At 72.1% G+C, this 26,215-nt stretch carries 26 protein-coding genes; 16 read left to right on the top strand and 10 right to left on the bottom strand.

Translation table 11 applies throughout. The features are described from left to right. Positions 1-12 precede the first annotated feature (12 nt). The 4 genes from ACQUQ1_RS06360 to ACQUQ1_RS06345 are packed head-to-tail and all read left to right on the top strand — an operon-like array spanning position 13 to position 5,319. Positions 13-2,352 (top strand): ATP-binding protein, encoded by a 2,340-nt coding sequence (locus tag ACQUQ1_RS06360; RefSeq protein ID WP_435063435.1) that lies wholly within the window; start codon positions 13-15, stop codon positions 2,350-2,352. Further along, positions 2,349-3,191 (top strand): CheR family methyltransferase, encoded by an 843-nt coding sequence (locus ACQUQ1_RS06355; protein WP_435063434.1) that lies wholly within the window; start codon positions 2,349-2,351, stop codon positions 3,189-3,191. Before ACQUQ1_RS06360 ends, ACQUQ1_RS06355 begins: the two co-directional genes overlap by 4 nt. Further along, on the top strand, positions 3,191-4,417 hold the full coding sequence (locus ACQUQ1_RS06350) for a HEAT repeat domain-containing protein (protein WP_435063433.1): 1,227 nt from the start codon (positions 3,191-3,193) through the stop codon (positions 4,415-4,417). The genes ACQUQ1_RS06355 and ACQUQ1_RS06350 overlap by 1 nt, the downstream gene beginning before the upstream one ends. Next, positions 4,414-5,319 carry a CheF family chemotaxis protein gene (locus ACQUQ1_RS06345; RefSeq protein WP_435063432.1) on the top strand — a complete coding sequence of 302 codons (906 nt, stop codon included), beginning with the start codon at positions 4,414-4,416 and terminating at the stop codon, positions 5,317-5,319. The genes ACQUQ1_RS06350 and ACQUQ1_RS06345 overlap by 4 nt, the downstream gene beginning before the upstream one ends. Positions 5,320-5,376: 57 nt before the next feature. Here ACQUQ1_RS06345 and ACQUQ1_RS06340 read toward each other — a convergent pair whose 3' ends face one another. The 3 genes from ACQUQ1_RS06340 to ACQUQ1_RS06330 form a co-directional block, all read right to left on the bottom strand. Beyond that, on the bottom strand, positions 5,377-6,240 hold the full coding sequence (locus ACQUQ1_RS06340; protein WP_435063431.1) for a CheF family chemotaxis protein: 864 nt from the start codon (positions 6,238-6,240) through the stop codon (positions 5,377-5,379). A 102-nt stretch (positions 6,241-6,342) separates the two neighbouring features. Beyond that, complete coding sequence (locus tag ACQUQ1_RS06335; RefSeq protein ID WP_435063430.1) at positions 6,343-7,542, bottom strand: cation:proton antiporter; 1,200 nt, start codon at positions 7,540-7,542, stop codon at positions 6,343-6,345. Continuing rightward, positions 7,542-8,126 carry a cation:proton antiporter regulatory subunit gene (locus ACQUQ1_RS06330; protein WP_435063429.1) on the bottom strand — a complete coding sequence of 195 codons (585 nt, stop codon included), beginning with the start codon at positions 8,124-8,126 and terminating at the stop codon, positions 7,542-7,544. The genes ACQUQ1_RS06335 and ACQUQ1_RS06330 overlap by 1 nt, the downstream gene beginning before the upstream one ends. Before the next feature lie 200 nt (positions 8,127-8,326). Here ACQUQ1_RS06330 and hisA point away from each other — a divergent pair, with 200 nt between their 5' ends. Continuing rightward, positions 8,327-9,049, top strand: coding sequence for a 1-(5-phosphoribosyl)-5-[(5-phosphoribosylamino)methylideneamino]imidazole-4-carboxamide isomerase (hisA, locus tag ACQUQ1_RS06325; RefSeq protein WP_435063428.1), 723 nt, complete (start codon positions 8,327-8,329; stop codon positions 9,047-9,049). Between the two features lie 69 nt (positions 9,050-9,118). Here the strand turns inward: hisA and ACQUQ1_RS06320 are convergent, their stop codons facing one another. After that, the gene (locus ACQUQ1_RS06320) at positions 9,119-9,271 is read right to left on the bottom strand and encodes a hypothetical protein (RefSeq protein WP_435063427.1); all 153 of its coding nucleotides are present in this window, start codon (positions 9,269-9,271) and stop codon (positions 9,119-9,121) included. 130 nt (positions 9,272-9,401) lie between these two features. Between ACQUQ1_RS06320 and hisB the strand changes: the two genes are divergently transcribed. Next, positions 9,402-9,992, top strand: a complete 591-nt coding sequence (gene hisB / locus ACQUQ1_RS06315) for an imidazoleglycerol-phosphate dehydratase HisB (RefSeq protein WP_435063426.1) — start codon at positions 9,402-9,404, stop codon at positions 9,990-9,992. A 73-nt stretch (positions 9,993-10,065) separates the two neighbouring features. On the opposite strand, the gene ACQUQ1_RS06310 is transcribed toward hisB, so the two are convergent. Continuing rightward, a complete protein-coding gene (locus ACQUQ1_RS06310; protein WP_435063425.1) occupies positions 10,066-10,869 on the bottom strand; it encodes a hypothetical protein in 804 nt (267 codons plus the stop codon). Between the two features lie 264 nt (positions 10,870-11,133). Here ACQUQ1_RS06310 and ACQUQ1_RS06305 point away from each other — a divergent pair, with 264 nt between their 5' ends. From ACQUQ1_RS06305 to ACQUQ1_RS06285, 5 genes are all read left to right on the top strand, one after another. Next, on the top strand, positions 11,134-11,634 hold the full coding sequence (locus ACQUQ1_RS06305) for an amino acid-binding protein (protein ID WP_435063424.1): 501 nt from the start codon (positions 11,134-11,136) through the stop codon (positions 11,632-11,634). 55 nt (positions 11,635-11,689) lie between these two features. Next, on the top strand, positions 11,690-12,217 hold the full coding sequence (locus ACQUQ1_RS06300; RefSeq protein ID WP_435063423.1) for a hypothetical protein: 528 nt from the start codon (positions 11,690-11,692) through the stop codon (positions 12,215-12,217). Positions 12,218-12,247: 30 nt separating this feature from the next. Then, positions 12,248-12,880, top strand: a complete 633-nt coding sequence (locus tag ACQUQ1_RS06295) for an IMPACT family protein (protein ID WP_435063422.1) — start codon at positions 12,248-12,250, stop codon at positions 12,878-12,880. A gap of 157 nt (positions 12,881-13,037) precedes the next feature. Further along, the gene (locus tag ACQUQ1_RS06290) at positions 13,038-15,188 is read left to right on the top strand and encodes a S9 family peptidase (RefSeq protein ID WP_435063421.1); all 2,151 of its coding nucleotides are present in this window, start codon (positions 13,038-13,040) and stop codon (positions 15,186-15,188) included. 66 nt (positions 15,189-15,254) lie between these two features. Beyond that, on the top strand, positions 15,255-15,434 hold the full coding sequence (locus ACQUQ1_RS06285) for a hypothetical protein (RefSeq protein WP_435063420.1): 180 nt from the start codon (positions 15,255-15,257) through the stop codon (positions 15,432-15,434). Positions 15,435-15,446: 12 nt separating this feature from the next. Here ACQUQ1_RS06285 and ACQUQ1_RS06280 read toward each other — a convergent pair whose 3' ends face one another. Further along, positions 15,447-15,650 carry a DUF7569 family protein gene (locus ACQUQ1_RS06280; RefSeq protein ID WP_435063419.1) on the bottom strand — a complete coding sequence of 68 codons (204 nt, stop codon included), beginning with the start codon at positions 15,648-15,650 and terminating at the stop codon, positions 15,447-15,449. Positions 15,651-15,818: 168 nt separating this feature from the next. Between ACQUQ1_RS06280 and fdhF the strand changes: the two genes are divergently transcribed. After that, positions 15,819-17,954, top strand: coding sequence for a formate dehydrogenase subunit alpha (fdhF, locus tag ACQUQ1_RS06275; RefSeq protein ID WP_435063418.1), 2,136 nt, complete (start codon positions 15,819-15,821; stop codon positions 17,952-17,954). Positions 17,955-18,002: 48 nt separating this feature from the next. On the opposite strand, the gene ACQUQ1_RS06270 is transcribed toward fdhF, so the two are convergent. Together ACQUQ1_RS06270 and mdh are read right to left on the bottom strand one after the other, a co-directional pair. After that, positions 18,003-18,602: a hypothetical protein gene (locus tag ACQUQ1_RS06270; protein WP_435063417.1), complete on the bottom strand. Its 600-nt coding sequence runs from the start codon at positions 18,600-18,602 to the stop codon at positions 18,003-18,005. Positions 18,603-18,647: 45 nt separating this feature from the next. Next, a complete protein-coding gene (gene mdh, locus ACQUQ1_RS06265; protein ID WP_435063416.1) occupies positions 18,648-19,562 on the bottom strand; it encodes a malate dehydrogenase in 915 nt (304 codons plus the stop codon). Between the two features lie 227 nt (positions 19,563-19,789). On the opposite strand from mdh, the gene upp reads away from it, so the two are divergent. Beyond that, positions 19,790-20,467: a uracil phosphoribosyltransferase gene (gene upp, locus ACQUQ1_RS06260; RefSeq protein WP_435063415.1), complete on the top strand. Its 678-nt coding sequence runs from the start codon at positions 19,790-19,792 to the stop codon at positions 20,465-20,467. A 181-nt stretch (positions 20,468-20,648) separates the two neighbouring features. Here the strand turns inward: upp and ACQUQ1_RS06255 are convergent, their stop codons facing one another. Beyond that, positions 20,649-22,382, bottom strand: coding sequence for an excinuclease ABC subunit C (locus ACQUQ1_RS06255; RefSeq protein ID WP_435063413.1), 1,734 nt, complete (start codon positions 22,380-22,382; stop codon positions 20,649-20,651). Positions 22,383-22,557: 175 nt separating this feature from the next. Here ACQUQ1_RS06255 and ACQUQ1_RS06250 point away from each other — a divergent pair, with 175 nt between their 5' ends. Beyond that, entirely contained in the window at positions 22,558-24,378 is a 1,821-nt protein-coding gene (locus tag ACQUQ1_RS06250; RefSeq protein ID WP_435063412.1) for a methyl-accepting chemotaxis protein, read from the top strand. Positions 24,379-24,507: 129 nt separating this feature from the next. Then, positions 24,508-24,759: a hypothetical protein gene (locus tag ACQUQ1_RS06245; RefSeq protein WP_435063411.1), complete on the top strand. Its 252-nt coding sequence runs from the start codon at positions 24,508-24,510 to the stop codon at positions 24,757-24,759. 82 nt (positions 24,760-24,841) lie between these two features. Here ACQUQ1_RS06245 and ACQUQ1_RS06240 read toward each other — a convergent pair whose 3' ends face one another. Next, a complete protein-coding gene (locus ACQUQ1_RS06240) occupies positions 24,842-24,994 on the bottom strand; it encodes a DUF7556 family protein (protein ID WP_435063410.1) in 153 nt (50 codons plus the stop codon). 366 nt (positions 24,995-25,360) lie between these two features. Between ACQUQ1_RS06240 and ACQUQ1_RS06235 the strand changes: the two genes are divergently transcribed. Continuing rightward, positions 25,361-26,215, top strand: a complete 855-nt coding sequence (locus ACQUQ1_RS06235) for a CBS domain-containing protein (protein ID WP_435063409.1) — start codon at positions 25,361-25,363, stop codon at positions 26,213-26,215.

Here is a 26,215-nt window from a genome sequence, read left to right as displayed (position 1 = left end):
GAGGTGGTCCGCGTGAGCGACGCACACATCCGCGCGTTCGTTCGCGAGTCCGAGGAGGGGATCACGGAGCTGAACAACTCCCTGCTCGCGCTGGAGTCGGACCCCGACGACCCCGAGGCCATGGACGCCATCTTCCGCACCGCCCACACCCTGAAGGGGAACGCGGCGGCGATGGGCTTCGGCGACTTCTCCGGGCTCGCGCACGCGATGGAGGACCTCCTCGACGAGGTCCGCGGCGGCGACATGGACGTGTCGCCGGAGCTGATGGACCGGCTGTTCGAGGCGGTCGACCTGCTCGACGCGATGCTCGGCGACATCGACGAGTCGGGCGACACCGCCGTCGACCCGACCGACGTGGAGGAGGACCTCCGGACCCTCGCCGAGGAGGGCGAGGACGCGCTGAGCGAGTCCCCGACCCGAACGGGGAGCGGAGCGGCCCGTGAGGACGCGGACCCGGGCGACGACGACACCACGGCCGACGACGGGGATGCCGGCGGGGACGACCCGGCGGACGCCGCCGGCGGCGGGACCGCCGGCGACGCCACGGACGACGGCGGCGCCGCGTCCGGGACGGTCGACACGGACGTCGACCACGGGCTCTCGCCCGGCGACGACGAGGGCGTCTACCGCGCCCGGGTCGGCCTCGGCGACGCCGAGATGCCCGGCATCGACGCGATGTTCGTGCTGGAGGCCGTCGAGGACGGCTTCGGCGGGCTGGCGTGCGACCCGGACCGGGAGGCGGTCGAGGAGGGCGAGTTCGACGGCACCTTCGACGTGTACGTGCCCGCCGAGTCGGCGGCGACCGTCGAGGCCGGCGTCGGGGCTGTGAGCCAGGTCGAGACCGTCGAGGTGGCCGCAGTCGACCCGGCGGCGGGCGACGACGCCCCCGGAGGTACCGCCGACGGCGACGCGGACGACGACGGCGGCGACGCGGCCGGCGATACCGGCGACGCGCCGGCGACGGGCGCGGCCGGGGCGGACGTCGACGTGGACGACGCCGGCGCGGACGCCGACGAGGACGGGAGCTCGTCCGGCTCCGGATCCGGCTCGGGGACGTCCACGTCCTCGGACAACATCTCGTCGGTCCGGGTCGACGTGGAGCAGCTGGACGACCTGTACGGGCTGGTCGAACAGCTCGTGACGAGCCGGATCAAGCTCCGTCGGGAGATGGAGGAGGCCGACATCGACTCCGAGAACCTCGACGAGCTGGACAAGATCTCCTCGAACCTCCAGGACACGGTGATGGACATGCGGCTCATCCCGCTGTCGGCGGTCGTCGACACGTTCCCGCGGCTGGTGCGCGACCTCGCGCGCGACCAGTCCAAGGAGGTGAACTTCGACATCGAGGGCCGCGACATCGAGCTGGACCGCACCATCCTCACGGAGATCCGGGACCCGCTGGTCCACATCCTCCGCAACGCCGTCGACCACGGCATCGAGGACCCGGACGAGCGCGAGGCCGCCGGGAAGGACCGCGCCGGCACCATCGAGCTGCGGGCCGACCGCGAGCGCGACCACGTCACCATCGTCGTCGAGGACGACGGCGGCGGCATCGAGGCCGACGCCCTGCGCGAGAAGGCCGTCGAGGAGGGCGTGAAGTCGCGCGCCGAGGTCGAGGCGATGTCGGACGCCGAGGCCCGGGAGCTCGTGTTCCACCCGGGCTTCTCGACGAACGAGGAGGTGACGGACGTGTCCGGCCGCGGCGTCGGCATGGACGTAGTCCGCACGACGGTGAAGGACCTCGACGGGAGCGTCACGCTCGACTCGACGCCCGGCGAGGGGACGCGCTTCGAGATCAAGCTGCCCGTCACCGTCGCCATCGTCCGCGTGATGTTCATCGAGGTGGACGGCGTCGAGTACGGCGTCCCGATCAAGAACATCGCGGAGGTGAGCCGCGCCGAGGGCATCGACGTGGCCCACGGCGACGAGATCGTGCGCCACGACGGCGACATCTACCCGGTGATCAGGCTGCGCGAGGTGCTCGGCACCGACGGCCCGGCCGCCGCGGGCGACGCCGGCAGAGCCGGCGCGCTGGCCGACGGCGGCTCCGTCGGCGGCGACCCCGGAGACGATGGCGACAGCGGCGCGGACGCACACGCACACGATCACGACTCCGCCGTCCACGACCGCGGCGGCGACGGCGAGGACGGGATGCTGCTGCGCATCAACGAGGAGAAGCGCCCGGTCGCGCTCCACTGCGACGACGTGCTCCACCAGGAGGAGGTCGTCGTGAAGCCGCTGGAGGGGATCCTCTCGGGCATCCCCGGCCTCTCGGGGACGGCCGTGCTCGGCGACGGCGACGTGGTGAGCATCCTCGACGTGGAGACGCTCGGGGGAGGCGGGAGCCGATGAGCCGGGCGAGCGCCGACGCGGACGATGGCGACGGCGACGGCGACCTGCGGGGGGTCATCGAGTTCGTCGAGGACCGGGTGCCGTTCGAGCCGGGGTACTACAACGAGGCGTACCTCGGCCGGCGCATCGCCGCGCGGATGCAGCGGCGCGACGCCGACGACCACGCGGAGTACCGCGCGCTCTTAGAGCGCGACGACGAGGAGCGCGAGGCGCTGCTGGACGCGCTCACCATCAACGTCACCGGCTTCTTCCGCGACCCGGACATGTGGGCGGACCTTCGCCCGGTCCTGCGGGAGCTGTCGGCCGAGAACGGCCGCGACGGGGTCGACGTCTGGAGCGCCCCCTGCGCCGACGGCCGGGAGCCGTACTCGCTGTCGATGCTCGCGGCCGACGACCCCGAGGTCGACGAGCGCCGGGTGCGGATCGTCGCCGTCGACATCAGCGAGGAGGCGCTGGAGGCCGCCAGGGTCGGGCTGTACGAGACGACGCGCACGACGGACATCGGCGAGGAGCTGGCGCCGCTGTCGAACCCGGAGGCGTACGTCGAGCGCGAGGGCGACACCTTCCGGGTGCGCGAGTCGGTGAAGTCCCGGGTGACCTTCGAGCCGTACGACCTCGTCAGCGACGGGGCGAAGGGCGGCATGGACCTGGTGTTCTGCCGGAACCTCCTCATCTACATCGACAGCGAGTACAAGGAGCCGCTGTTCGAGACGCTCCGCGACTCGATCCGCCCGGGCGGCTACCTCGTGCTCGGGAAGACCGAGACGGTCCCGCCGGGCTGTCGCGACGCGTTCGAGCCGGTCGAGAAGCGGAGCCGGATCTACCGGTACACGGGATAATGTCGCTGTACACGCTCGCCCGCGACGGGGACATGGAACAGCTCACCGACACCGCGAAGAACAGCGACAGCGCCGCGGTGCGCCGGCGGGCGGCCGAGATGCTCGGCGACGTGGGCGACCCCGACGACGACCGGACGGTGGACGTGCTCATCCACCTCGCCCGCGAGGACGACGACGACTCCGTCCGCGCGGCGGCGGTCGACGGCCTCGACGAGCTGGGCGGCGACGGCCTCGAACGGCTCATCGCCAGGGAGACCGGCGTCGACCCGAACGCGGCCGACTGGGCCGCCGTCCGGGCGTTCGCGAAGGTGCTCGGCGGCGCGAGCATCCCCGAGTACCGGATGGCCGCCGCCAACGCGCTCGGGCGGATGGGCGACTCCGACGCCGTCGGGCCGCTGGCGAAGCGGCTGGAGGACCCCGACCCGCGGGTGCGCGAGCGCGCCTGCCTCGCGCTCGGGCGCATCGGCGACCCCCGCGCCGTCGGGCGGCTGAAGGGGAAGCTGGACGACGAGCACCCGGCGGTGAAGTCGGCCGCCGCGGACGCGCTCGGCACCATCGCCAGCGGCGAGGCGCTGGCGGCGCTGGTCGACCTCCTCGACGACGACAACCCGAGCATCCGGCGGCTGGCGGCCTCGGCGCTGGGCAACGCCAGCTCGGCGAAGCCGGTGCCGAAGCTCGCGGGCGCGCTGGCGGACGAGCACGACACGGTGCGGCGTGCCGCGGTGTTCTCGATCATCGAGCTGCTGGCGAACGCGCCGACGAAACAGAGCCACGCCGTCCGCGACGCCGTCGTCTCGGAGCTGCAGGACGCCGACGACGAGACGGTGCTCGGGCCGCTCGTGGAGATCCTCGAGGACGCCACCCAGGCGCGCCAGCGCCGCAACGCGGTGTGGTTCCTCGGGCGGGTGACCAGCGAGCAGCCCCCGGACCACGTGCTCGACGCGCTCGTGGACTCGCTGGACGACGACGACAGGATGACCGCGCAGTTCGCGGCGACGAGCGTGACGAGCCTCTCGGGCCACAACGTGGAGTCGACGCTCATCGACGTGGTGAAGGACGACGACGCGTCCGTCGACGCGCGGGCGAAGGCGGCGTACGCCCTCGGCGACGTGGGCGGCGACCGCGCGAAGGAGGTGCTGGACGCGATCACCGACGGCGACGTGGACAAGCAGATCCGCAAGCGCGCGTTCGCGTCGCTGTCGAAGCTCGGAGGTGTTAGACAGTGAGCAACACACAGCGAAACGGCGGCGGACAGCAACGGGACGGCGACGAGGAGTACAAGGTCGCGGACACCCGCGCCAGGTTCGCCCAGGCGATGAAGGACGGCCGGAAGCTCAACGACGTCTCCTGGACGAACGGCCGGGTCGTCCTCTCGAACAAGCGGGCCGTCCTCGTCAGCAACGCCGGCAAGCGCACGCTCGCGCTCTCGTCGGTCGACGCCATCGGCGGGCGCTACGACGCCAACCAGGAGATCCAGCGCGTCTCGAACTACGTCAGCCTCCGCATCGGCGACGACGTGTTCCTCATCGCCGCCGAGGAGCACGAGGAGTTCCGCACGGACCTGTACCGCGCGTTCCTCGACCGTACGGTGATCAAGGCGCGCCACCCCGCGATCAAGGGGGGCGTCGTCCAGGACACCGAGTGGCAGCAGGCCCGCGTGAAGGTGGAGGCCGGCGGCATCTCTGTCGCCCAGCAGAGCGGCGCGTTCGTGCGCCTCGAACTCGACGACATCGGGACCCTGGAGGAGACCGAGCGGACCGTCATGGACGAGAAGGCGCCGGTGATCGAGGCCGAGCACACCGACGACGAGGGGACGAGCGTCCAGACGTACCTCTCGGGCGAGCCGTGGACCGTCGCCGTGCTGAAGTCGTACCTCGGGCAGGGGCGCGACCAGAACCGCGGCGCCGTCGAGCTGTCGGAGGCCGAGCGGGAGGTGCTCATGGCGCTGTACTCGGGCGTCTCCTCGTTCGAGGTGCCGAACTTCCTCGGCATGGACGTCGACCGGGTCGAGGAGATCTTCGAGCGCCTCATCGAGGTGGACGTGCTGGAGGAGGTTCGCACCCGCCGGGAGGTGGCGCTGGAGCCCCGCGGCCGCAACATCGCCAGCGAGGCGATGAACGAGCAGTAACCGGGCGGGGAGCGCGCCGTTCCTGACCGAGTCCCGCGGCTGCGGCTCGGGCGTGCGTCAGGTGTTCACCGACTCGATGCGCTGGCCGACGATGACCCGGCCCTTCGCGGTGAGTTCGGTCCCCTCCTCGGTGTCGACGAGCAGCCCCTCGTCGATGAGGCCGTTGAGGAGCATGGTGAGCCGCTGGGGCTCGATGTCGACCACCTTCGCCAGCGAGACGCCCGGCCCCGCGGAGTAGGCGGCCACGAGCACCTCCGTCTCCTCCTCGCCGAGCTCCACGTCCTCCAGTTCCTCCTTCACGTCGGCGTAGCGCAGGCGGATGTACCGCCCGAGGACGTTCGTGAGCCGGCCGGAGGTCATGCCGACCTGGGAGGTGACGGCGGTGCCGTCCTCGATGTGCCGGAAGGAGATGACGGGGTGTTTGCCGTTGCCGAGGTCGCGGTCGGCGCGCTCGACGGAGACGACGTTGCTCAGGGTGACGGTGAACGGGTCGGACCCCTTGAACGCGAGTTCGCCGTGCGTCACGTCGAGACGGGCCTTCTGGGCGTCGCTGTCGACCACCCGTCCGCCGACCTTCGCCGGGTGGCGGGTGAGCGCCTTCGTCCCGTTGAGCAGCACCTTGAACAGCACCGTGGCGAAGCGGTCGATGTTGGTGTCGTTCCCCTCGATGGCGGCGACGGCCCGCGCGTCGTCGCGCCTGTACGCGACGGTGACGGTGTCGTTGAAGTAGCCGGCCATCTCCGGGGGCACCTGCCCCACCTTCACGTCGAACACCGACGACAGCGGGATCGTCTCCTTGTAGCCGTCGGCCGCGAGCACGAGCCGTCGCTGGCTGAGGATGATCCGCCCCGTGGGCGGGTCGCCCTCGACGCCGGGCGCGAAGAACCGGCCGACGAAGTCGGCGACGACCGTCTCGCTCATAGCCGTCGACTGTGAGCCGGGAGACTTGACCGTTTCGCACCCGTACTCAGCGGTGAAAACCGGAACGAGCCGACGGCACGCGCGGTCCGGGGGCGACGCCGGTCAGCCGTCCGCGACGCCGAGGAGGCGCTCGATCCGGTCGGCCTCGCTCATCGCCAGGGTGCCGGCGAACGCCATCACGAGCACGTAGCCGACGGCGAACGCGGGGATCACCCGGGCGATCGTCGGGTCCGGCGAGGTCGCCGCCAGCGCCGCGATGATGAGCGAGAACTCGCCGCGCGGCACCAGCGCGAGCCCGGTCCGTAGCGAGCGCCGGGGCGAGAGGTCGTACAGCCGGCCGGCGATCCCGCCGCTGACCACCTTCGCCGGCCCCGACAGCGCCGCCGCCGCGAGGACCGGGACGGCCACGCCCGCGACGGCGACGGGGTCGGTGTTGAGCCCGACCCACGCGAAGAACACCACCGCGAAGGCGTCCCGCAGGGGCGCGATCCGGTCGGCGACGCGGTCGTGCAGCGGGGTGGCGCCGACGCCGACGCCGACGAAGAAGCCCGCGACCGCCTCGCTGGCGCCGACCGACAGCGCCAGCCCGGACACCACGAGCGCGACGGCGAGCGTCCGGACGACCAGGTCCTCGTCGGTCGTGCCCAGATAGGGGGCGAGCCGCGGCGCGAGCGTCTGCGCGGCGGCCGCCAGCGCGAGCAGGAACCCGAGCGCGACCGCGATCCGCGGGAGGGCGTCGACGGGCGAGCCCCCGGCGACGAGCGCCACCGCGAGCGCGAGGTAGACGGCGATGACGAGGTCCTCGGCGACGAGCGTCCCGAGCACCGGCTCAGCCTCGGGGTCCGCGATCCACCCGAGGTCGACCAGCGACTTGGTGATCACCGCCGACGAGGAGATGTAGACGATGCCGCCGACGAGGAACGCCCCGAGCGGGCCGAGCCCGAACAGGAGGCCGACGGCGACTCCCACGGGGAAGTTCACGAGCAGGTCGACGGCGGCGGCCGCCGAGAGCTTCCGCCGGGCGGCGATCAGCCGGTCGAGGCTGAACTCCAGCCCGAGGAAGAACAGCAGGAGGACGACGCCGACCTCCGCGAGCGTGAGCACCTCCGCGGGGGCGACCGAGGGGAGGCCGACGGCGCCGGCGACGTGCGGGCCGACGAGCACCCCGCCGAGGACGTACAGCGGCACCGTCGGGACCCCGACGCGCCGGCCGGCAGCGGCGACGAGCGTCGCGGCCGCGATCAGGGTCCCGAGCGCGAGCAGGCCGTGGAGGTCGCCGGCGGCGGTCGCTCCCGGCGCCATCAGCGGCCGGCGCCGTCGCCGTCGTCGACCTCGTCGCCGTCGCCCGGGTCGACCTCGTCGCCGTCGGGGTCGGCGGACCGGCCGCCGCCGTCCCCCTCGCCCGACCCGATGAACGTGTCGTGGAAGTCGTCGACCTCCGCGCGCGAGCCGACGACGACGACGGTGTCGCCGGCGCGGACGCCGGCGCCCGGATCGGGGTTGGGCGTCACCTCGTCCCCGTGTTCGACCGCGATGATCGAGACGCCGGTGCGCCGGCGCACGTCGGCGGCCTCGATCGACTCGCCCGCGAGTTCGGAGCCCTCGGGCACCTCGTACCACTCGATGAGCGCGTCGCCGCCGAGGACCGTCTCGATGTTGTCGGTGGCGACCGGCTGGAAGTACGCCCCCTCCAGCACGGTGCCGACGGTCCGGGCGAGCCGGTCGGACAGCTCGAACAGCTTCTCGGCGTCGCTGTCGGCGTCCGCCCGGCGGAACACCTCCCGCTTCCCGGTGTTGTGGGTGACGACGACGAGCCGTTCGTCGCCCGTCAGCTCGATCTCGTGTTTCTTCCCGACCCCCGGGAGGTCGGACTCGTAGACGGTCATGCGTGAACGGTGTGGCCGGTCGGAGCATAAGCACGGCGACGGGAACGGGGTCGGGCGCCGTCGTCGGTCCTCCGGTCGGGCGCCGGGGGCGTTCGCGCCCGTCCACGTCGCGGGGGAACGCGTCCCGGGTGCGCCGCCCACACCGACCGGCCCGGACCGATCGCGAACCACTTACCCCCGATCCCGACCCACCACCGCCCATGAGCCACTTCCCGGAGTTCGAGGTGATCCCCGCCGTGGACATGCAGGACGGCGAGGTCGTCCAGTTGGTGCAGGGCGAGCGCGGCACCGCGACCCGCTACGGCGACCCCGTCGAGGCGGCCCGCAGGTGGGTCGACGCCGGCGCCCGAACGCTGCACCTCGTCGACCTCGACGGCGCCTTCGAGGGCGAGCGCGCCAACGCCGACGCGGTCGAGGCCGTCCTCGACGCCGTCGACGTGCCCGTCCAACTCGGCGGCGGGATCCGCGCCGCCGACGACGCCCTGGACCTGCTGGAGCGGGGCGTCGACCGGGTCATCCTCGGGACCGCCGCCGTCGAGAACCCGGACATCGTCGCCGAGATATCCGAGGAGTACCCCGGGAGCGTGATGGTGAGCCTCGACGCCAGGGACGGGGAGGTCGTCGTCTCGGGGTGGACCGAGGGGACCGGCCTCGACCCCGCCGAGGCCGCCGGGCGCTACGAGGACCTCGGTGCGGGGGCGGTCCTGTTCACCGACGTGGACGTTGAGGGGCAGTTGGAGGGGGTGAACCGCGCCCTCGTCGAGCGCGTCGTCGACGCCGTCGGGATCCCCGTCGTCGCCTCCGGCGGGGTCGCGACCCTCGCGGACGTCCGGGAACTTCGCGACGCCGGCGCCGCGGCGGTCGTCGTCGGCACCGCGCTGTACGAGGGGGAGTTCACGCTGGCGGAGGCGCAGTCAGTCTGAGTCGGCCGGGACGACCGGAGTACGCGACCCCCCGGGACGGGGGACGACCGCCGTCGCGACGGTCCCGGGTCAGGACCCGAGCCGCCGCGAGACGCACGCGACGGTCAGCGTCGTCGCGACCGCCATCAGGACCAGCCCGAGGAGGAGCCCGCCGTCGGTCGCCGACGAGAGGGAGACGGAGCCGCCGGCGAACGTGAGCGCGGCCGGGAGGTCGATTCTCATGGGCGTGAACGATGCGCACGGATCGACTTGAAACCCGGTCGAACGGGCGTCTGACGGCCGAACGACGGAGCGGTCCGCCGGGGTCGCGGAAGCCGGAACCGTCTTGGCCGGGCGACCCGACGCCTCGCGCATGAGCGACCGCACGGCCGCCGTGAGCCGGGAGACGGCCGAGACGGACATCGACCTCACCCTCGCGGTCGACGGCGACGGCGAGAGCGAGGCGGAGACGGGAATCGGCTTCCTCGACCACATGCTCGCGTCGTTCGCCAAGCACGGGCTGTTCGACCTGACGGTCCGGTGCGACGGCGACACCCACGTCGACGACCACCACACCGTCGAGGACGTGGGCATCGCGCTCGGGGAGGCGTTCGCGGAGGCGCTGGGCGACAAGCGCGGCATCCGCCGCTACGCCGACCGGCGCGTCCCGCTGGACGAGGCGGTCGTCGGCGTCGTCGTCGACGTGAGCGGCCGGCCGTACTTCGAGTTCTCGGGCTCGTTCTCGCAGGACGAGGTCGGCGAGATGACCAGCGACATGGCCCGCCACTTCGCGTACTCGCTGGCGATGAACGCCGGCCTGACGCTGCACGTCGAGGTCGAGAGCGGCGTCAACGCCCACCACGAGGTCGAGGCGCTGTTCAAGGCGCTCGCGCGGGCGCTGGACGACGCGACCCGCCTCGACGGGCGCCGCAGCGACACCCCGAGCACGAAGGGCGACCTGTAGGCCGGGGCGCGCCGAACCGGGCCGGGCCGCGTCGCCGCCGGCGACGACACCACCGGACACGTCGAACGGCCCGCTATCCCTTGACCAGTGTCCCGTCCTCCTCGGCGAGGATGCCGCGCTCGATGGCGTAGTCCAGTATCTCGGCCACCTCGTGGTCCTCCAGGTCGTAGGCGCCGGCGGCCAGATCCGTCACCGTCGCGCGCTCGACCGGGAACTCCCGGTTGTTGAGCAGGCGCATCACCGTCCGGAACTGGTCCGGCTCGTCCGAGGGCTCGCCGTTCGGCGGCGTCGCGGCCCCGGCGGGGTCCGCGTCCCCGCCGGCCGACTCTCCTGCCGGATCCGCGTCGGCGCCGGCGTCGGTGTCGTCTGCGGCGGACCGGTCCTCGGCGGTGTCCGCCGTCGCTTCCGTCGGGCGCTCGAACTCGTCGACCGCGTCGTCCGTCGCGTCGGGCCGGTCCGTCCCGTCCGGTTCCGCCCCCGGGTCCGTCGCGTCGGTCGTCGCGGTCGGGGAGCCCGGGTCGAGATCGGTCCCCCGATCGGGATCGGTCGCCGCCTCGTCGCGGCGGGACGCGTCCGGGGTGGCGTGGCCGGCCGCGTCGCTCGCGGCGTCGTCCGGGGAGTCCCGGGCGCGCGTGTCGGTCGGGGTCGGACCCGCGTGCCCGGCGGCGTCGCCGTCGAGGGAGGGCTCGCCGACGCCGCCGGCGCCGGCGTCGAGCCGGTCGAGCAGCGGGGCGAGCACGCCGTCGAGCGTCTCCCGGCAGTCGTCACAGAGGACCAGCCGGACCTGTTCGGCGGGGGTAGGATCCAGTTCCGCGGGGAGCACCTCGTACGCGCCGTCCGCGGTCCCCCCGCAGAAGTCGCAGTCGAGTTCGCGCATGTCCCGGGCGTGGGTGGGGGACGACAAGGGCGTTGCGGGCGTGGCCGAGCGAAGCGAGGCCACGGACGGCGAGCGGGGAGTGAAACGACCCGCGAGCAGGGCGAGGTGCGAGCGGAGCGAGCACCTCGAATGCGAACGGCGACCGAAGGGAGTCGTGAGCAGGGCGTGGCCGAGCGACGGGAGGACACGACCGCCCGGCGACGCGGGGGCGGAACCCGACGACACCGAACAGTTATGCCCGCACGTGGACGACGACGGACACGAATGTTCGACGAGATCATGGGGAAGTTCGAGGGGTCGCCCGGCCAGCAGGCGGTGGTCAGGCTCCTCCTCGCGCGCGGCTTCTCCGTGAACGAAGACGGCCGCGTCGTCTCCGGCGGCATCGAGATCCCCGACACCGGCATCGCCCGCGAGGCCGGCGTCGACCGCCGGGTCGTCGACGCGACGACGACGGCGATCCGCGAGGACGAGCAGTTGCGCCGGATCTTCGCCAACATCACCGCGGTGCCGAGCCTGATGGACCTGGCGCCGGTGCTCGATCTCACGGTGCTCACCGTCGAGGTGGGCGACCCCGACGCCGCCGGCATCGTCGCCGAGATCACCGGGATGCTGGCGGACGCCGGCATCTCGCTGCGGCAGGTGTTGTCGGACGACCCGGAGTTCGCCGACGAGCCGAAGCTGTACCTCATCACCGACGAGGAGCTCCCGGGCGACCTGCTGGTGTCGATCCGCGAGCTGTCGTACGTGCGGAGCGTCGAGTTCTAGCGGACCCGACGGAGTGAACCGACGCGGCTTTGGGCGCGAGTCGCCGAGGGCGGGTATGGACGACCGAACCGCGAGCGTCCTGCGCGTCCTCGGCGTGCAGGCGGCGCTCGTCTCGGCGGCGATCCACCTGATCGAGGGGCTCCCGCGCCTGTTCGTCTACCTCCCGCTGCTGTCGGTTCGGGACCCGCGGCCCTACCTGTTCGTCCCCTCGGCGCTGCTGCTCGTGGCGCTGGCGACGCTGATCGTCCGGGGCGCGCGCCACCGGCGGCTCTACTCGCTGACGGCGGGCGTCCTGCTCGCGTACAGCGCCGGCTACGCGTGGTGGCACCTCACCGACCACGGCGGCCTCGTCCCGAGCCACGAGGTGGCGAACCCCGTCGGGGAGGTGCTCGCGCACCTCGCGAGCGACCCGGTCGCGCTCGTCGCGTTCGCCGCGCAGGCCGTCGGGGTCGCCGCGTTCCTCGCGCTGTTCGTCGCCGACCCCGACCTCCCGGGGAACGACGGGGGCGACGCGGGCGCCGGGGCCGCCGCCCGGGCCGCCGACGCCGGCGGCGACGAGGTCGGCGCGACCGGCGACGAGTAACCCTTTCCGCCGCCGCACGGTAGGGCGACCATGGCGAACCCCGAGCCGTACCGAACCGTCGCCGGCCGCGCGTCCGCCGAGTTCACGGTGCAGGGGTCGCGGTTCGTCGGCTACCTCGCGCCCGCCGACACCGTGAACGAGGCGGAGGCGTTCGTCGCCGAGGTCGAGGCCGAGCACGACGACGCCACCCACAACGTCCCCGCCTATCGCGTCCCCGCCGGCGACGGCGCCTCGCGGACGCCGGGGGAGGTGATGCTCCGGGAGTATTCGAGCGACGACGGCGAGCCGACCGGCTCGGCCGGCGACCCCGCGCTGAACGTCCTCGAACAGCAGGAGATCCGGAACGTCGTCGCGGTCGTCACGCGCTACTACGGCGGAACGAACCTCGGCGTCGGCGGCCTCGCCAGAGCCTACTCCCGGGCGGTGAAGGAGGGGCTCGACGCCGCCGGCGTCGTCGAGGAGGAGCCACACGAGCGGGTCGACCTCGCGGTCGCGTACGACGACTCCGGCACCGTGCGCGGGGTCCTCGAGTCGTCGGGCGTCGAGTTCGAGGCCGACTACGACGAGCGCGTGACCTTCGAGGCGCGCGTCCCGGTCGCCGAGGCCGACGGCCTCCGCGACCGCCTGCGCTCGGCGACGAGCGGACGCGTCGACATCGGGTGAGCCGGCGGCGACGGGGACGCCCCCGGTGGTGCTATCGCCGGCGTCGCCGCCCTCGTCGTCGCGGGCGCTCGACACGGTCCGGGGCGCCGACGCCGCGGTCGGCGACCCCGCGTTCCGGGTTCCGAACGTACTTGCCCCGGGGGTTCGACGCCGCGGTATGGACCGGATTCAGGCGAGCGACTTCCACGACCTCGCCAAGCCGAGCGACCCGCGGGTCGCCCCCGACGGCGACCACGTGGCGTTCGTGCGGACCGTCCCGGACGACGACGAGTCGTACGAGTCCACCGTGTACCTCGCCCCGACGGACGCGAGCGCGGACGCCCGGCGGCTGACCGTCGAGGAGGGCGCCGACGCGGAGCCGCGGTTCTCGCCCTCGGGCGACCGGCTGGCGTTCACCTCCACGCGCGGGAAGGACGACGACACCCAGCAGCTGTGGCTGCTCCCGCTCGACGGCGTCGGCGGCGAGGCCGAGCGGGTGACCGACGTGGTCGGGGGAGTCAGCGGGATCTCGTGGAGCCCGGACGGCACCCGGATCGCGTTCCTCCAGTCGGTCGCCCCCGAGGACCGCGAGGAGGGCCGCGACGTCGAGATCCCCGAGGAGTACGAGCCCGAGGAGCCCGACCCGCGGGTCATCGACCGGACGGTGTACCGGAGCGGGACCGAGTACTTCGACGGGAAGCGCCCGCAGGTGTACGTCGCCGACGTGGAATCGGGCGACCTCACCCGCGTCACCGACGGCGACCACGACCACGCCGAGCCGACGTGGGCCGACGACGGGACGCTGTACTTCACCGCCGAGAAGGTCGGCGACGACCCCGACGACAACTACCAGATCGACGTCGTCGCCTACGACACCGAGTCGGGCGAGACCGAGGACGTCCACCGGACGACGGGCTGGGGCGCGTCGCTCGCGGTCACCGAGGACCACCGGATCGCCTACACCTACACCGAGGAGGAGCAGGCGAGCATCCAGCCGACCGAACTCCACGTGTACGACCGCGCGGCCGACGAGACGCACGACCTCACCGCGGACCTGGACCGGACCCTGGGCTACGAGGCCGCCCCGCAGTGGGGGCCCGACGAGGAGCGCGTGTTCTTCTCGACGCCCGACGAGGGCGCGACGAGCCTGTGGTCGGCGCCCGGCGACGCGAGCGGGGAACCGGAGCGGGAGTACCGCGGCGGCGCCGTCAACGGCGCCCACGTCGCCGACGGCGTGACGGCGATCACGAAAAGCGAGTGGGACCACCCGGGGGACCTGTTCGTATTCGCCCACGGGCGAACCGGCGGCGGCGGAGCCGCCGGAGCCGACGGGTCCGAGGAGCGTCGGCTCACCCGGCTGAACGAGGAGTACCTCGACTCCGTCGAGGTCCGCGAGCCCGAGCCGCTCGAATTCGAGTCCGACCAGGGGCCCGTCGAGGGGTGGGTGCTCACGCCGCCCGGATTCGACGGCGAGGCGCGGAGCGCCTCGGCGGAGCGGACGGAGTCCGCGGAACCCGAGAGCTATCCGCTCGCCGTGGAGGTCCACGGCGGCCCGCACGCCATGTGGACGACGAGCGGGACGATGTGGCACGAGTTCCAGACGCTCGCGGCCCGCGGCTACGTCGTCTTCTGGTCGAACCCCCGGGGGTCGACCGGCTACGGCGAGGAGTTCATGCAGGCCATCGAGCGCGACTGGGGCGACGTGACCCTCACCGACGTGATGGCCGGCGTCGAGGCGGTCGCGAGCAGGGAGTACGTCGACGAGACGAACGCGTTCCTCACCGGCGGCTCCTTCGGCGGCTACATGACCTCCTGGACGGTCGGCCACACCGACTACTTCCGCGCGGCCGTCTCCCAGCGCGGCGTGTACGACTTCTCCGGGTTCTACGGCTCGACCGACGGGGCGTACAAGCTCGTCGAGGGCGACTACGACACGACGCCGTGGGAGGAGCCCGAGTTCCTCTGGGAGCAGTCGCCGGTCGCGCACGCCGACGGGGTGGAGACGCCGACGCTGGTGCTCCACTCCGACCGCGACTACCGGACGCCCGACAACACGGCGGAGCTGTTCCACCGCATCCTCAGGAAGCACGGCGTCGACACGCGGCTCGTCCGCTACCCGCGCGAGGGACACGAGCTCTCGCGGTCGGGCGAGCCGGCCCACGTCGTCGACCGCATCGAGCGGATCGTCCGGTGGTTCGACGGCTACTCCGAGCACCACGACGCCGAGCGGGCGCTCGATCGTCCCGAGGACGACGGGCTGAGCGCCGGCGAGGACGACGAGGACGGCGGAAGCGACGAGACGAGCGACGAGGACGTCGACGGGGAGTAGCTCGGAAGCGTCACGGGCGCACACGGGCGTTCCGTTATTCCCGGCCGCCCCCCGAAGGACCGACACGTGAGCGACGACGACATCGACTGCGCCTACCGCGGCTGCGACGTACGCGTCCACGAGCCGGTGTACGTCCGCGAGGGCGACGAGGCGTCGGAGACGCCGTTCTGTAACTACGGCTGCCTGGCCGCACACGTCGAGGACGAGGGGCTCGCGGTCGGAACGACCTGTTCGGTCGGGATCTGACGGGGCGAGCGGTCAGTCGACGATGATGTCCTCGTCCTCGTCGACCGTCAGCCCCGTCGACGACTGCATCTGGTCCTCGTAGCGGTCGATCCAGTCGGCGAAGCAGCCGGGGCACAGCCGCTGTTCGTCGACGGTCGAGCGGTCGACCGAGAGCCGGATCGTGCGGGCGAGCGCGTCCTCGGTCGGCGAACCGCAGGCGTCACAGGAGTCGGCCATACCCACGGCTGTGCGAGCCAGCGGTATAGTCGTTGCTTCGGCGCGAGCGGGCGACGGACCGGCGGGCCGGCGGCGGCCCGGGCCGTCCCGTCGCGGTCGGCTCGGTGGGATTTATGGACGTGAGACGCGAAGTTCGTCACATGACCACATGGATCGTGGGTGGTGCGGATGTCCGGTGAGGGGGACGAGCCGGTGAAGACGATCTGTCCGTACTGCGGCGTCGGCTGCGGGATCTCGGTGCAGCGAGGGGAGGAGCCGGGGGACATGCGCTTCGTCCCGTGGGGCGACGCCCCCGTCAACGAGGGGCGGATCTGTATCAAGGGCGGCGCCGCGACCGAGGTCGTCGACCACGAGGACCGGCTGACGGACCCCCTGATCAGGGAGGACGGCGAGTTCCGCGAGGCGACGTGGGAGGAGGCGTACGACCGCGTCGTCTCCGAGCTCGAACGGATCCGCGAGGAGCACGGCCCCGACGCGATGGGCTTCTTCGGCTCCTCGAAGACGATGAACGAGGAGAACTACCTCCTCCAGAAGCTCGCGCGCCGCTACGGCACCAACAACGTCGACAACTGCACGCGGATGTGTCACGCCTCGACGGTGTGGGCGCTCCGGACCAGCCTCGGCGCGGGCGCGATGACCAACAGCATGGCCGACCTCCGGGAGGAGGCCGACGTGTTCTGGATCCAGGGCGCCAACCCCGGCGAACAGCACCCCATCGCCAACAGCCAGTACTTCCGCCAGGCCGTGCTGGAGGGCGCGACCGTGATCCAGGTCGACCCGCACGCGAACAAGACCACGCGGTCGTTCCAGATCGAGGACACCGACCGGCACATGCACCTCCAGCTGGAGCCGGGAACGGACATCCCGCTGCTCAACGTCGTCCTCAAGACGATCCTGGAACGCCACGAGGAGGAGCCGGACGCGGGCTGGATCGACGAGGCGTTCGTCGAGGAGCGCACGGAGGGGTTCGACCACCTGAAAGAGACGCTGGCCGATTTCGATAAAGAGGCTGCCGCTGAGGAGTGCGGCGTCCCCCTGGAGGACATCGAGCTGGCCGCCGAGAAGTACGCGATGGCGAACAACGCGGCCATCTTCACCGGGATGGGGATGAGCCAGCACGCCTGCGGCGTCGACAACGTGCAAAACGAGATCAACCTCGCGCTGATCACGGGCAACCTCGGCCGGCCGGGCACGGGCGTCAACCCCCTCCGGGGCCAGAACAACGTCCAGGGGACCTGCGACGTGGGCGCGATGCCGAACGTCCTCCCGGGGTACCAGCTCGTCGACGACGACGAGGCCCGCGCGTCCGTCGAGGAGGTGTGGGGCTTCGAGATCCCCGACGAGCCGGGGCTGACGAACGTCGAGATATCACACGAGGCGGGGAAGTCGATCCACGGGCTGTACGTGATGGGCGAGAACCCCGTGATGTCCGAGCCGGACGGCAACCGGGTCGAGGAACGCCTGCGGGAGCTGGAGTTCATGGTCGTGCAGGACATCTTCATGACCGAGACCGCGAAGTTCGCGGACGTGATCCTGCCCGCGACGACGTGGGCCGAGCGCGGCGGCACCGTCACCAACACGGACCGCCGCGTCCAGCGAATGCGCCCCGTGGAGAAGGTCCACGAGAACACCGAACACGACCTCGACATCCTGATGGAGGTGGGAAGTCGGCTCTTCGGCGAAGAGGCCTTCCGGTTCGAGGACGCGGAGGCAGTCTTCGAGGAGCTCCGGCAGGTGTGTCCCAGCTATCACGGGATGACCTACGACGCGCTCGGCGAGGAGGGGATTCAGTGGCCCTGCTACGAGGAGGGCGACGCGGGCGACCAGTACCTCTACGAGGAGTCGTTCGACACGGCGAACGGCCTCGGGCGGATCGAGGGCGTGCGCCACCAGCCGCCCGCGGAGGTTCCCGACGAGGAGTACCCGCTGATCCTGACGACGGCCCGGCTGGAGGAACACTACAACACGGGGACGATGAGCCGGCGGTCGCCGACGCTGCGGCGGCAACACCCCGAGAACTTCGTTGACGTCCATCCGAACGACGCCGAGCGGTACGGGATCGAGGACGGCGACACGGTGACGCTGCGGTCGCGCCGCGGCGAGATCGAGGTGGTCGCCCACGTCACCGAGGACATCAAGGAGGGGTCCGTCTGGACGACGCCGCACTTCGCGGCCGCCTCCGCGAACCGGCTGACGAACGACGTGCTCGACGACCGAGCGAAGATCCCCGAGTACAAAGCGGCAGCCGCCGAGATCGCCGTGACCGTCGACGCCGGGGGCGACGCCGAGCCGGCGGACGACTGAGGCCGTTTCGCGGCACGGCACGTCCGCCATCCGACCGCCGGCGACGCCTCAGCGGTCGGGGTCGTCGCCCTCGTCGACGCCGTCGGCGTCGCCGTGCATCTCCTTCCACCTGCGCCACAGCGCCATGTAGAGCCGCCAGTTGTCCAGATCGTACCGGGACGCGAGCGTGCGGGCGGCGTCGAGGTACCGGCCGTAGTCGTCGAGCCCGAACGGCTCCGGGGAACCCCCGCCGAGCCCGACCAGGTCGTCGACGACCCGCCACTCGCGGTCGCCGACGACCAGGTACGCCCCCGGGTCGAGGAAGAACAGGAACGCCGACCCGACCCGAGGGTCGACCCCCGGGAGGACGGTCAGGGCCGACAGGGCCCCGGCGTGGTCGGTCGCGTCGCCGGCGGTCGCGATCGCGTCCCGCACCGCCCCCGTGTCGGCGTCCCCGAAGCGGGACTCGACCGTGCGCCGCTGCTCGTCCGGGTAGGCGCCGAGATATCGCCTGAAGTACCACTGCACGACCCACTCGGCGTCGCGGCGGCCGTACGCCCCCGTTCGGAACGCCTCGGGGAGCGTCTCGATCGCCTCCCGCTCGACGGGGTACAAGGGCTCCTCCTCGCGGTAGGCGTCGACGAGACGGTCGACCTCGGCCCGGTTCATGTCCGACAGGTCGGGCCTCGCCGGGGAAACGGTTGTCCCGCCCGCCTACGCGATCTTCCCGTACTGGTCGGCGAGCTTCCCGGCCGCCTCGTCCATGAGGTCGGCCTCGTAGTCGTCGAGGTCCCACTCGACGACCTCCTCGACGCCGTCGGAGCCGAGCTTCAGGGGGACGCCGAAGGCGGTGTCCTCGTAGCCGAACTCGCCCTCCAGCGCGATGGACCCGGGGAGCACCTCGCCGGTGTCTCGGATCACGGCCTCGACCATGTGGGCGACGCCCGTTGCCGGGCCCCACTCGGTCGCGCCCTTGCGGGAGATGACGTCCATCGCCGACTCCTGCAGGTCGCCGAGGATCTCCTCGCGCTCGTCGGCGGTGAACTCCGGGTCCGCGCCGTCGACGCGCACCTTCGAGAAGACCGGCACCTGCGCGTCGCCGTGCTCGCCGAGGATCGTCGCCTCGACGTTGCGGACGGGGACATCGAAGCGCTCGGAGAGGACGTACCGGAAGCGCGCGGAGTCGAGGCGGCCGCCGAAGCCGATCACCTTCTCGCGGGCGCGCTCGCCGCTCTCGTAGAGGTGGCGGTTGAGCAGGTCGACCGGGTTCGAGGTGGTGATCGACACGAAGTCGTCGTTGTACTCGCGCAGCGACTCGCCGATGTCCTCCATGATCGGCGCGTTGTCGCCCGCCAGGTCGATGCGGGTCTGCCCCTCCTTGCGCGGGATGCCGGCGGTGATGACCACCACGTCGGAGCCCTCGGTGGCCTCGTAGCCGCCCTGTCGGACCCGCGTGTTGGCGTCGTAGGCGACCCCGTGGTTGACGTCGGCCGCCTGGCCGACCGTCTGCTCCTCCATGTCCGGGATGTCGACGAACACGAGTTCGTCCGCGACGCCCCGGAGCGCGATGTTGTAGCCGGCCGCGGCTCCCACCGTCCCCGCCGCGCCGATCACGCTGACTTTCGTCATACCACGTAACTCACCGTCCGAATCTCCGGTAAGCGTTTCGAAAGGCGCGATCGTGGGCGCCGTACGACGTATTCGTGTTCGACGATAGTCGAACCGTTTCGGCGGCCGCGACGGGGACGTCGGCGCGGTCCCGGCGGGGCTGACACGACCCCCCACGGTAGCCTCGCGCACGCGGGGCGGGAGCCAACGGGGTTTATCATCGGCCGCGCGGCAACGTTCGGGCAACGATGGCCATCGAGGAGCGAGGCGACGCACACCTCATCACGCACGCGCTGGCGAAGGACACGCTCTCGCGACTGCGCGACGTCGAGACCGAGCAGGTCGCCTTCCGGAAGGGGCTGGTGAAGCTGGGCCGCATCTGCGGCTACGAGATCATCGACGGCGCCATGGAGACGGAGTTCGTCTCGATCGAGACGCCGCTGGCGGAGACGACCGGCGAGCGCGTGAAGGGACTGGACAACGTCGTCATCGTCAACGTCCTGCGGGCCGCGACCCCGTTCGTCGAGGGGCTGCTGAAGGCGTTCCCGCGCGCGAAGCAGGGCGTCATCTCCGCCGGCCGCAACGAGGAGGCCGGCATGGACGAGGACGGCACGTTCCCCATCCAGATCGACTACACGAAGCTCCCGGACATCACCGGCGACGACACCGTCATCGTCGCCGACCCGATGCTCGCGACCGGATCCACGATGTGCGCCGTCCTCGACCACGTGCTCGCGGACAACCCGGATCCCGAGGACCTGTTCGTCCTCTCGGCCGTCTCGGCGCCCGACGGGCTCACCCGCGTCGCCGAGGCGGTCCCCGAGGCGGACCTCCTCACCGTCGCCATCGACGACGAACTCAACGACGAGGGGTTCATCGTCCCCGGCCTCGGCGACGCGGGCGACCGCGCGTTCCGGACGCAGTAGCCGCCCCCCGGACCCGGCCGGCCCGACCGAACCTTCTTGTCCGATCCCGGGACCACCCCGCCGCGTGACGTAGCCGACGCCGGCGGGGAACGAGGCGGGTGTGCGGTCCCCCCTCGCCGGTTGCGGGTCGCCCGGACCGCCTGTCAGCCGCGAGCCGAACGGCGACGCCGCCGCGACTCGGCTACAGCCGCGCCTGCAGCGCCCGCGCCGTCTTCTCCCCGACGCCGGGCACGTCCAGCAGGTCGGACTCGCTGGCCGCGCGGACGTTCTCGACGGAGCCGAAGCGCCGGAGGAGCCGCCGGCGCGTCTCGGGGCCGACGCCGGGCACCTCGTCGAGCACCGTCGAGACGTCGTCGCGGAGGGTCTGGTGGTACTGGACGGCGAAGCGGTGCGCCTCGTCGCGCACGCGCTGGAGCAGGTGGAGGTGCGGGGCGTCGTCGCCCCACCGGCGGACGCCGTCGGGCGTGATCACCAACTCCTCCTCCTTGGCGAGCGCCACGACCGGCACCTCCCAGCCGACCTCGGCGAGCGCGTCGCGTGCGGCGCCCAGTTGGCCGTCGCCGCCGTCGACGAGGAGCAGGTCCGGATCGGGGCGGTCGTCGCGCCCCTCCACGGCGCGTTCGGCGCGCCAGCGGACCAGCTCGCGCATGTTCGCGTAGTCGTCGTTGCGGTCGGTGAGCTTCTTCCGACGGTAGTCGGCCGTCTCGGCGCTCCCGTCGACGAAGCAGACGTTCGAGCCGACGACCTGCTTGCCCTGCGCGTGGCTCACGTCGAAGCCCTCGATCCGCTCGGGGCGGTCGACGCCGAGCGCGTCCGCCAGCGCCGACAGCTCGTCGCGGCGGGTGGGGCCGCTGCGGGCGTTCTTCAGCGCGAGGTCGACGAGCTTGGCCTCCCGGCCGGCGCCCGGGACGCGGACGGCGACGCCCTCGGCCTCCAGCCACGCGAGCACGTCGTCGTCGGCCGGGCGCTCCGAGAGCAGCACCGCGTCCGGGAGCTCGCGCTCGGCGTAGTACTGGACGAGGAACGCCGACAGCACCTCGGCGACGCGGTCCTCGGCGTCGGGGGCGTCCAGCGAGTGCCGCGACCGGTCGACGAGCTGTCCGCGCTCGCTGTGGAGGCGGGCGACGACCGCCGAGTCGCCCTCGACGGCCGCGCCGAGCACGTCGACCGCGCGCTCGTCCGCCCGGTCGGAGACGGCCTCCTCGCCGCCGCCGTGGAACGACTCGACGGCGTCGAGGCGGTCGCGGAGGTTCGCGGCGCGCTCGAACTCCGTCGCCTGCGCGGCCGCCTCCATCTCGCGGCGGATCGGGTCCGCCAAGGCGCCCGTCTCCCCCTCGAAGAACCGCACCGCGGACTCGACGTCCTCGCGGTACGCCTCCGGGGAGATCTCGCCGGTGCAGGGCGCCGAGCACAGGCCCATCTCGTAGTCGAGGCAGGGCCGGTCGCGGCCCTCGTACTTGTGGTCCGAGCAGCCTCGCAGGCCGTACGTCTCGCGGACCGCCTTGACCACGGTGTCGACGCGGCCCTTGTCGGTGAACGGACCGAAGACGGTCGCGGCTTCGTCGGGGTCGCGCGTCGCCTCGATCCGCGGGACCGGGTGGTCGGTGAACTGGACCAGCGGGTACGACTTGTCGTCCTTCAGGCGGACGTTGAAGCGGGGGTTGAACCGCTTGATCAGGTTCGCCTCCAGCAGCAGCGCCTGCGTCTCCGTGTCCGTGACGGCGAAGTCAAGCGCGTCGGCGCGGTCGACCATCCGCGCGACGCGCGCCGACCGCGGGTCCGCGTACGAGGGCACCCGCTCGCGGAGGTCGACCGCCTTCCCCACGTAGAGGACGGCGTCGCCGTCGAGGAACTGGTAGACGCCGGGCTCGCGCGGGAGGTCGGCCGCGCGCTCGCGGACCGCGCTCGCGTCCATCAGCGGGACCGTGGGTGCTCCGCGCGTTTGAGGCTGACGCGTCCGGCCGGGGACGCGCCGCTGTCGAGCCGTACCCGGCCGGGCGAGCCGTCTCCGGCCGCGACCGCGCCGATCCGAATATCACGTCTGATTCACGGACGACAACCGTTAAACGGAATTCGGCGAGCCGTAGGGTATGTCACTACTCGCCCGCTTCCGGGAGTGGATCGCGGGGGCGAACCGGGAGGAACCGGTGGCCGACGGCGGCGTCGCTGTCAAGTCGGGCGGCGATCCCGTTCCGTCGCCCGAGGAGGAGGACGAGGACGAACTGAACGTCGACGACGACATGCTGCTCGACGGCGTCGGCTCCGCCGTGTTCATGCTGGACAGCGACGGCGAGATCGTCGCCTGGAACTCCGCGATCGAGGAGCTGACCGGCGCCACCGCCGAGGAGGCGATCGGACACGAACACGCCAGCGAGATGTTCTATCCGGACGGCCGGCGGGCGCAGACGCTCGCGGACAAGGTGCTGGAGTACCCGAAGTCGGTCCACGAGGAGTTCGACGTCGAGCTCGAGGACGAGTCGACGTGGCTGTACGCCGACACGAGCGTGATGACCGACCAGCACGGCGACGAGCGCCACATCTACTTCACGGCGATGCCGCTGTACGAGGAGGGCGAACTCGTCGCCGTCGTCGAGACCGTCCGCGACCGGACCGAGCAGGTCCGCCGGCAGAAGGCGGTCGAGGGACTCGTCGACGAGCTCGGGTCGACGATGGGGTCGCTGATGGACGGGACTCTCGACGCCCGGGCGTCGTTCGAGGACGAAGACGACTGCCTCGACGACCGGCTCCTCGACGTCATCTGCGACCTCAACGACATGGCGGAGGCGTTCGAGGAGACGGCCGCGGGCGTCGACGAGGGCGCCGCGCGGCTCGAGGACTCGGTGGAGGAGGCCGTCGAGGCCGCCGAGGAGATCTCCGAGAACGTCGGCGAGCAGAACGAACTGCTCTCGGAGGGCGTCTCGGAGATGCAGACCTTCTCCGCGTCGATGGAGGAGGTCGCCGCCACCGCCGAGGAGGTCGACACCGCCGCCGAGCAGGCCCGCGAGGCGGCCAACGACGGCCTCGACGCCAGCGAGGACGCCCGCGAGGCCACCGAGGACGTGACCGAGATCGGCGAGGAGCTCGTCGACTCGGTGACGAGCCTGGGCGACCGGATGGACGACATCGAGGCGGTCGTCGAGGTCATCTCCGACGTGGCCGAGCAGACGAACCTCCTCGCGCTCAACGCCAACATCGAGGCCGCCCGCGCGGGCAAGGACGGCGACGGCTTCGCCGTCGTCGCCGAGGAGGTGAAGACGCTCGCCGACGAGACGCGCCAGCACACCGAGGAGATCACCGGCAACATCGAGGAGCTCCAGAACCAGACCGACTCGACGGTGGTCGCCGCCGAGCAGAGCCACCAACAGATCGACCACGCGGCCGACCAGATCGACGACGTGCTGGAGGCGTTCGAGGACATCGCCGCCTCCATCGACCAGGCGGCCGACGGCATCGCGGAGGTGTCGCGCGCGACCGACGACCAGGCGGCCACCGTCGAGGAGCTCACCGCGACCATCGAGGAGGTCCGCGAGCGCTCCGACGAGACGGAGGCCGCCGCCGACCGGATCGTCGCCGCCACCGACGACCAGAACGAGGCCATCACCGAGCTGGCCGCGCACGTCGCCGACCTCCGCGGCGAGAGCGCCGAGAGCGTCGGATACAGGACCGACGGGGGAGTCGACCGCGTCGGCGGCCGCGAGCGTTCCCCCGCGGACGGCGCCGATCCCGAGTTCCGAACCGACGGCGGGATCACCATCGACGCGCCCGCGTCCGACCGCGACGACCCGGAGGACGACGACGGCGTCACCATCGAGCCGGCGGCCGACGACGGCGACGCGGCGGCCGACGAAGGGACGGTCGAGGAGGACACCGGCGGCGAGGACGAGTACGGCGGCTTCGAGTTCGGCGCCTGACCGGCGGTCACGGCCCGGGCGGCGGCGTGCCGGCGCCGTCGCGATCCCGGCCCGTCGCCGGACCTGCCCGACACGACCCCGTGGTCCCGATCCCCGGAGGCTTTCTCCCCCGCGCGTGAACCGGGGTCCATGCGCCTGTGGCTCGTCTCCCGCGAGTACGACACCAGACAGACGGTGACGCTCACGTACGCGAGCGTCGACGGCGAGCGCGCCTACACCCGGCAGGCGTCGGTCGAGTTGCTCCAGCGGAACCCCGTCACCGCCGCCGTCGAGCGCGACGAGTCCGACACCGTCGCCGTCGAGGACGAGTCGACGCGCGAGCGGTACGCCGCTGAGGCCGAACGGATGGCGGCGACCCACGACCCGGACGACGAGGTCTGACCGGGAGCCGTCGCCGGCTGCGTGACCGTGGGTCGTCAGCGAGGATCAGTCGCGAACCGCGATAGGGGGCGTTCGGCCCCGTTCAGCACCAGTTCTCGAGGACCGGGGCGTCGCTCTCGCCCACGGAGAGCCACGCGTCGTCGCACCCGAGGTCCGCGATGACGAACTCCGCGGATGCCTCGTCCACCGACGCCATCACCTCGCCGGGCTCACACCCCGTGTGCCTCGTTGCCATATGCGTACGTCTCACACTCGCAGGTATAAACTCGTCGGATTGACACAGCGTGACAGGGGGTGCCCGCCCGCGCGTGCGTCGTGAATCTATCATTACGACCGAGCTCGTTTTCAGTATTCGACACGTTCGTTAATTACAGTCCCGCGATGTCGAGCGCATCCGTCGCGGGACACGCGACCGGGGAGGAGGGCCCTCACGCCGGGGTCGGCGGGCCGGTCGCGGACCGACACTGAGAGCTCCTCGCGGCCGACCGAGGCCGACGGCGGCGGACCCCCGCTCCGGAGGGGTTCGGCGGTCCGACGCGCCCGTCTCGGCCCGCTCCACACCTTCGCATGATACAAGAGGCGTCGGGGCGCACGACGGTGTATGAACGTAGCCGACGCGATGACGCCGCGGGCGGACCTCGTCACGGTCTCGCTTCCCGGCAGCCGCGACGACGTGCTCACCTACCTGCAGGAGTACCAGTTCTCCTCCGTGCCGGTCGTGAAGGGCGAGGGCGCCGACGAGGTGTACCGCGGGCTCGTCTCCCGGGACGACCTCATCGACAAGCCCGACGAGGACCAGCTCGCGCTCCTGATGCGCGACGTGCCGACGGTGACGCCCGACACGGCCCTGCGCGACGCCGCGCAGGTGATGCTGGGCGGCAGCCGGCGGCTCCCCGTGGTCGAGACGGAGAACGGCGACAGCCTCGCGGGCATCGTCACCGTGACCGACATCGTCGCCGCCATCGCGCGCGAGGAGGTCGACACCGACGCCACCTGCGGCGAGGTCGCCGGCAGCGACGTGAACACCGTCTACACCGGCACGCCGCTGACGGTCGCCGAGCGCCAGCTGTTCTTCGCGAACGTCCCGTACGCGGTCGCGCTCGGCGACGACGGCGACATGGCCGGGATGCTCACCGAGGTGGACGTGCTGGAGGTCGCCCGCGTCGTCGAGGGCGAGGACGACACCGGCGACTCCATCGCCGACCAGGACGACGACTGGAAGTGGGAGGGGATCAAGGCCGTCGGCGCGGCGTACGTGCCGACCCGGAACGTCGAGATCCCCGCCGAGCCGGTCGAGGAGTTCATGACCGCCGACGTGATCACCGTCTCGCGCCGGCGCAGCGTCACGGAGGCCGCCCGGGAGATGATCTCAGAGGAGATCGAACAGATCCCGCTGCTGGCCGGCGGCGAGCTCGTCGGCGTCGTGCGGGACGTGCACCTGCTGGAGGCGCTGTAG

Source organism: Halobaculum sp. EA56, from assembly GCF_051195075.1.
GTDB lineage: Archaea > Halobacteriota > Halobacteria > Halobacteriales > Haloferacaceae > Halobaculum.
Note: the sequence above shows the minus strand (reverse complement) of the source record. Positions and strands in the feature narration are given on the sequence as shown.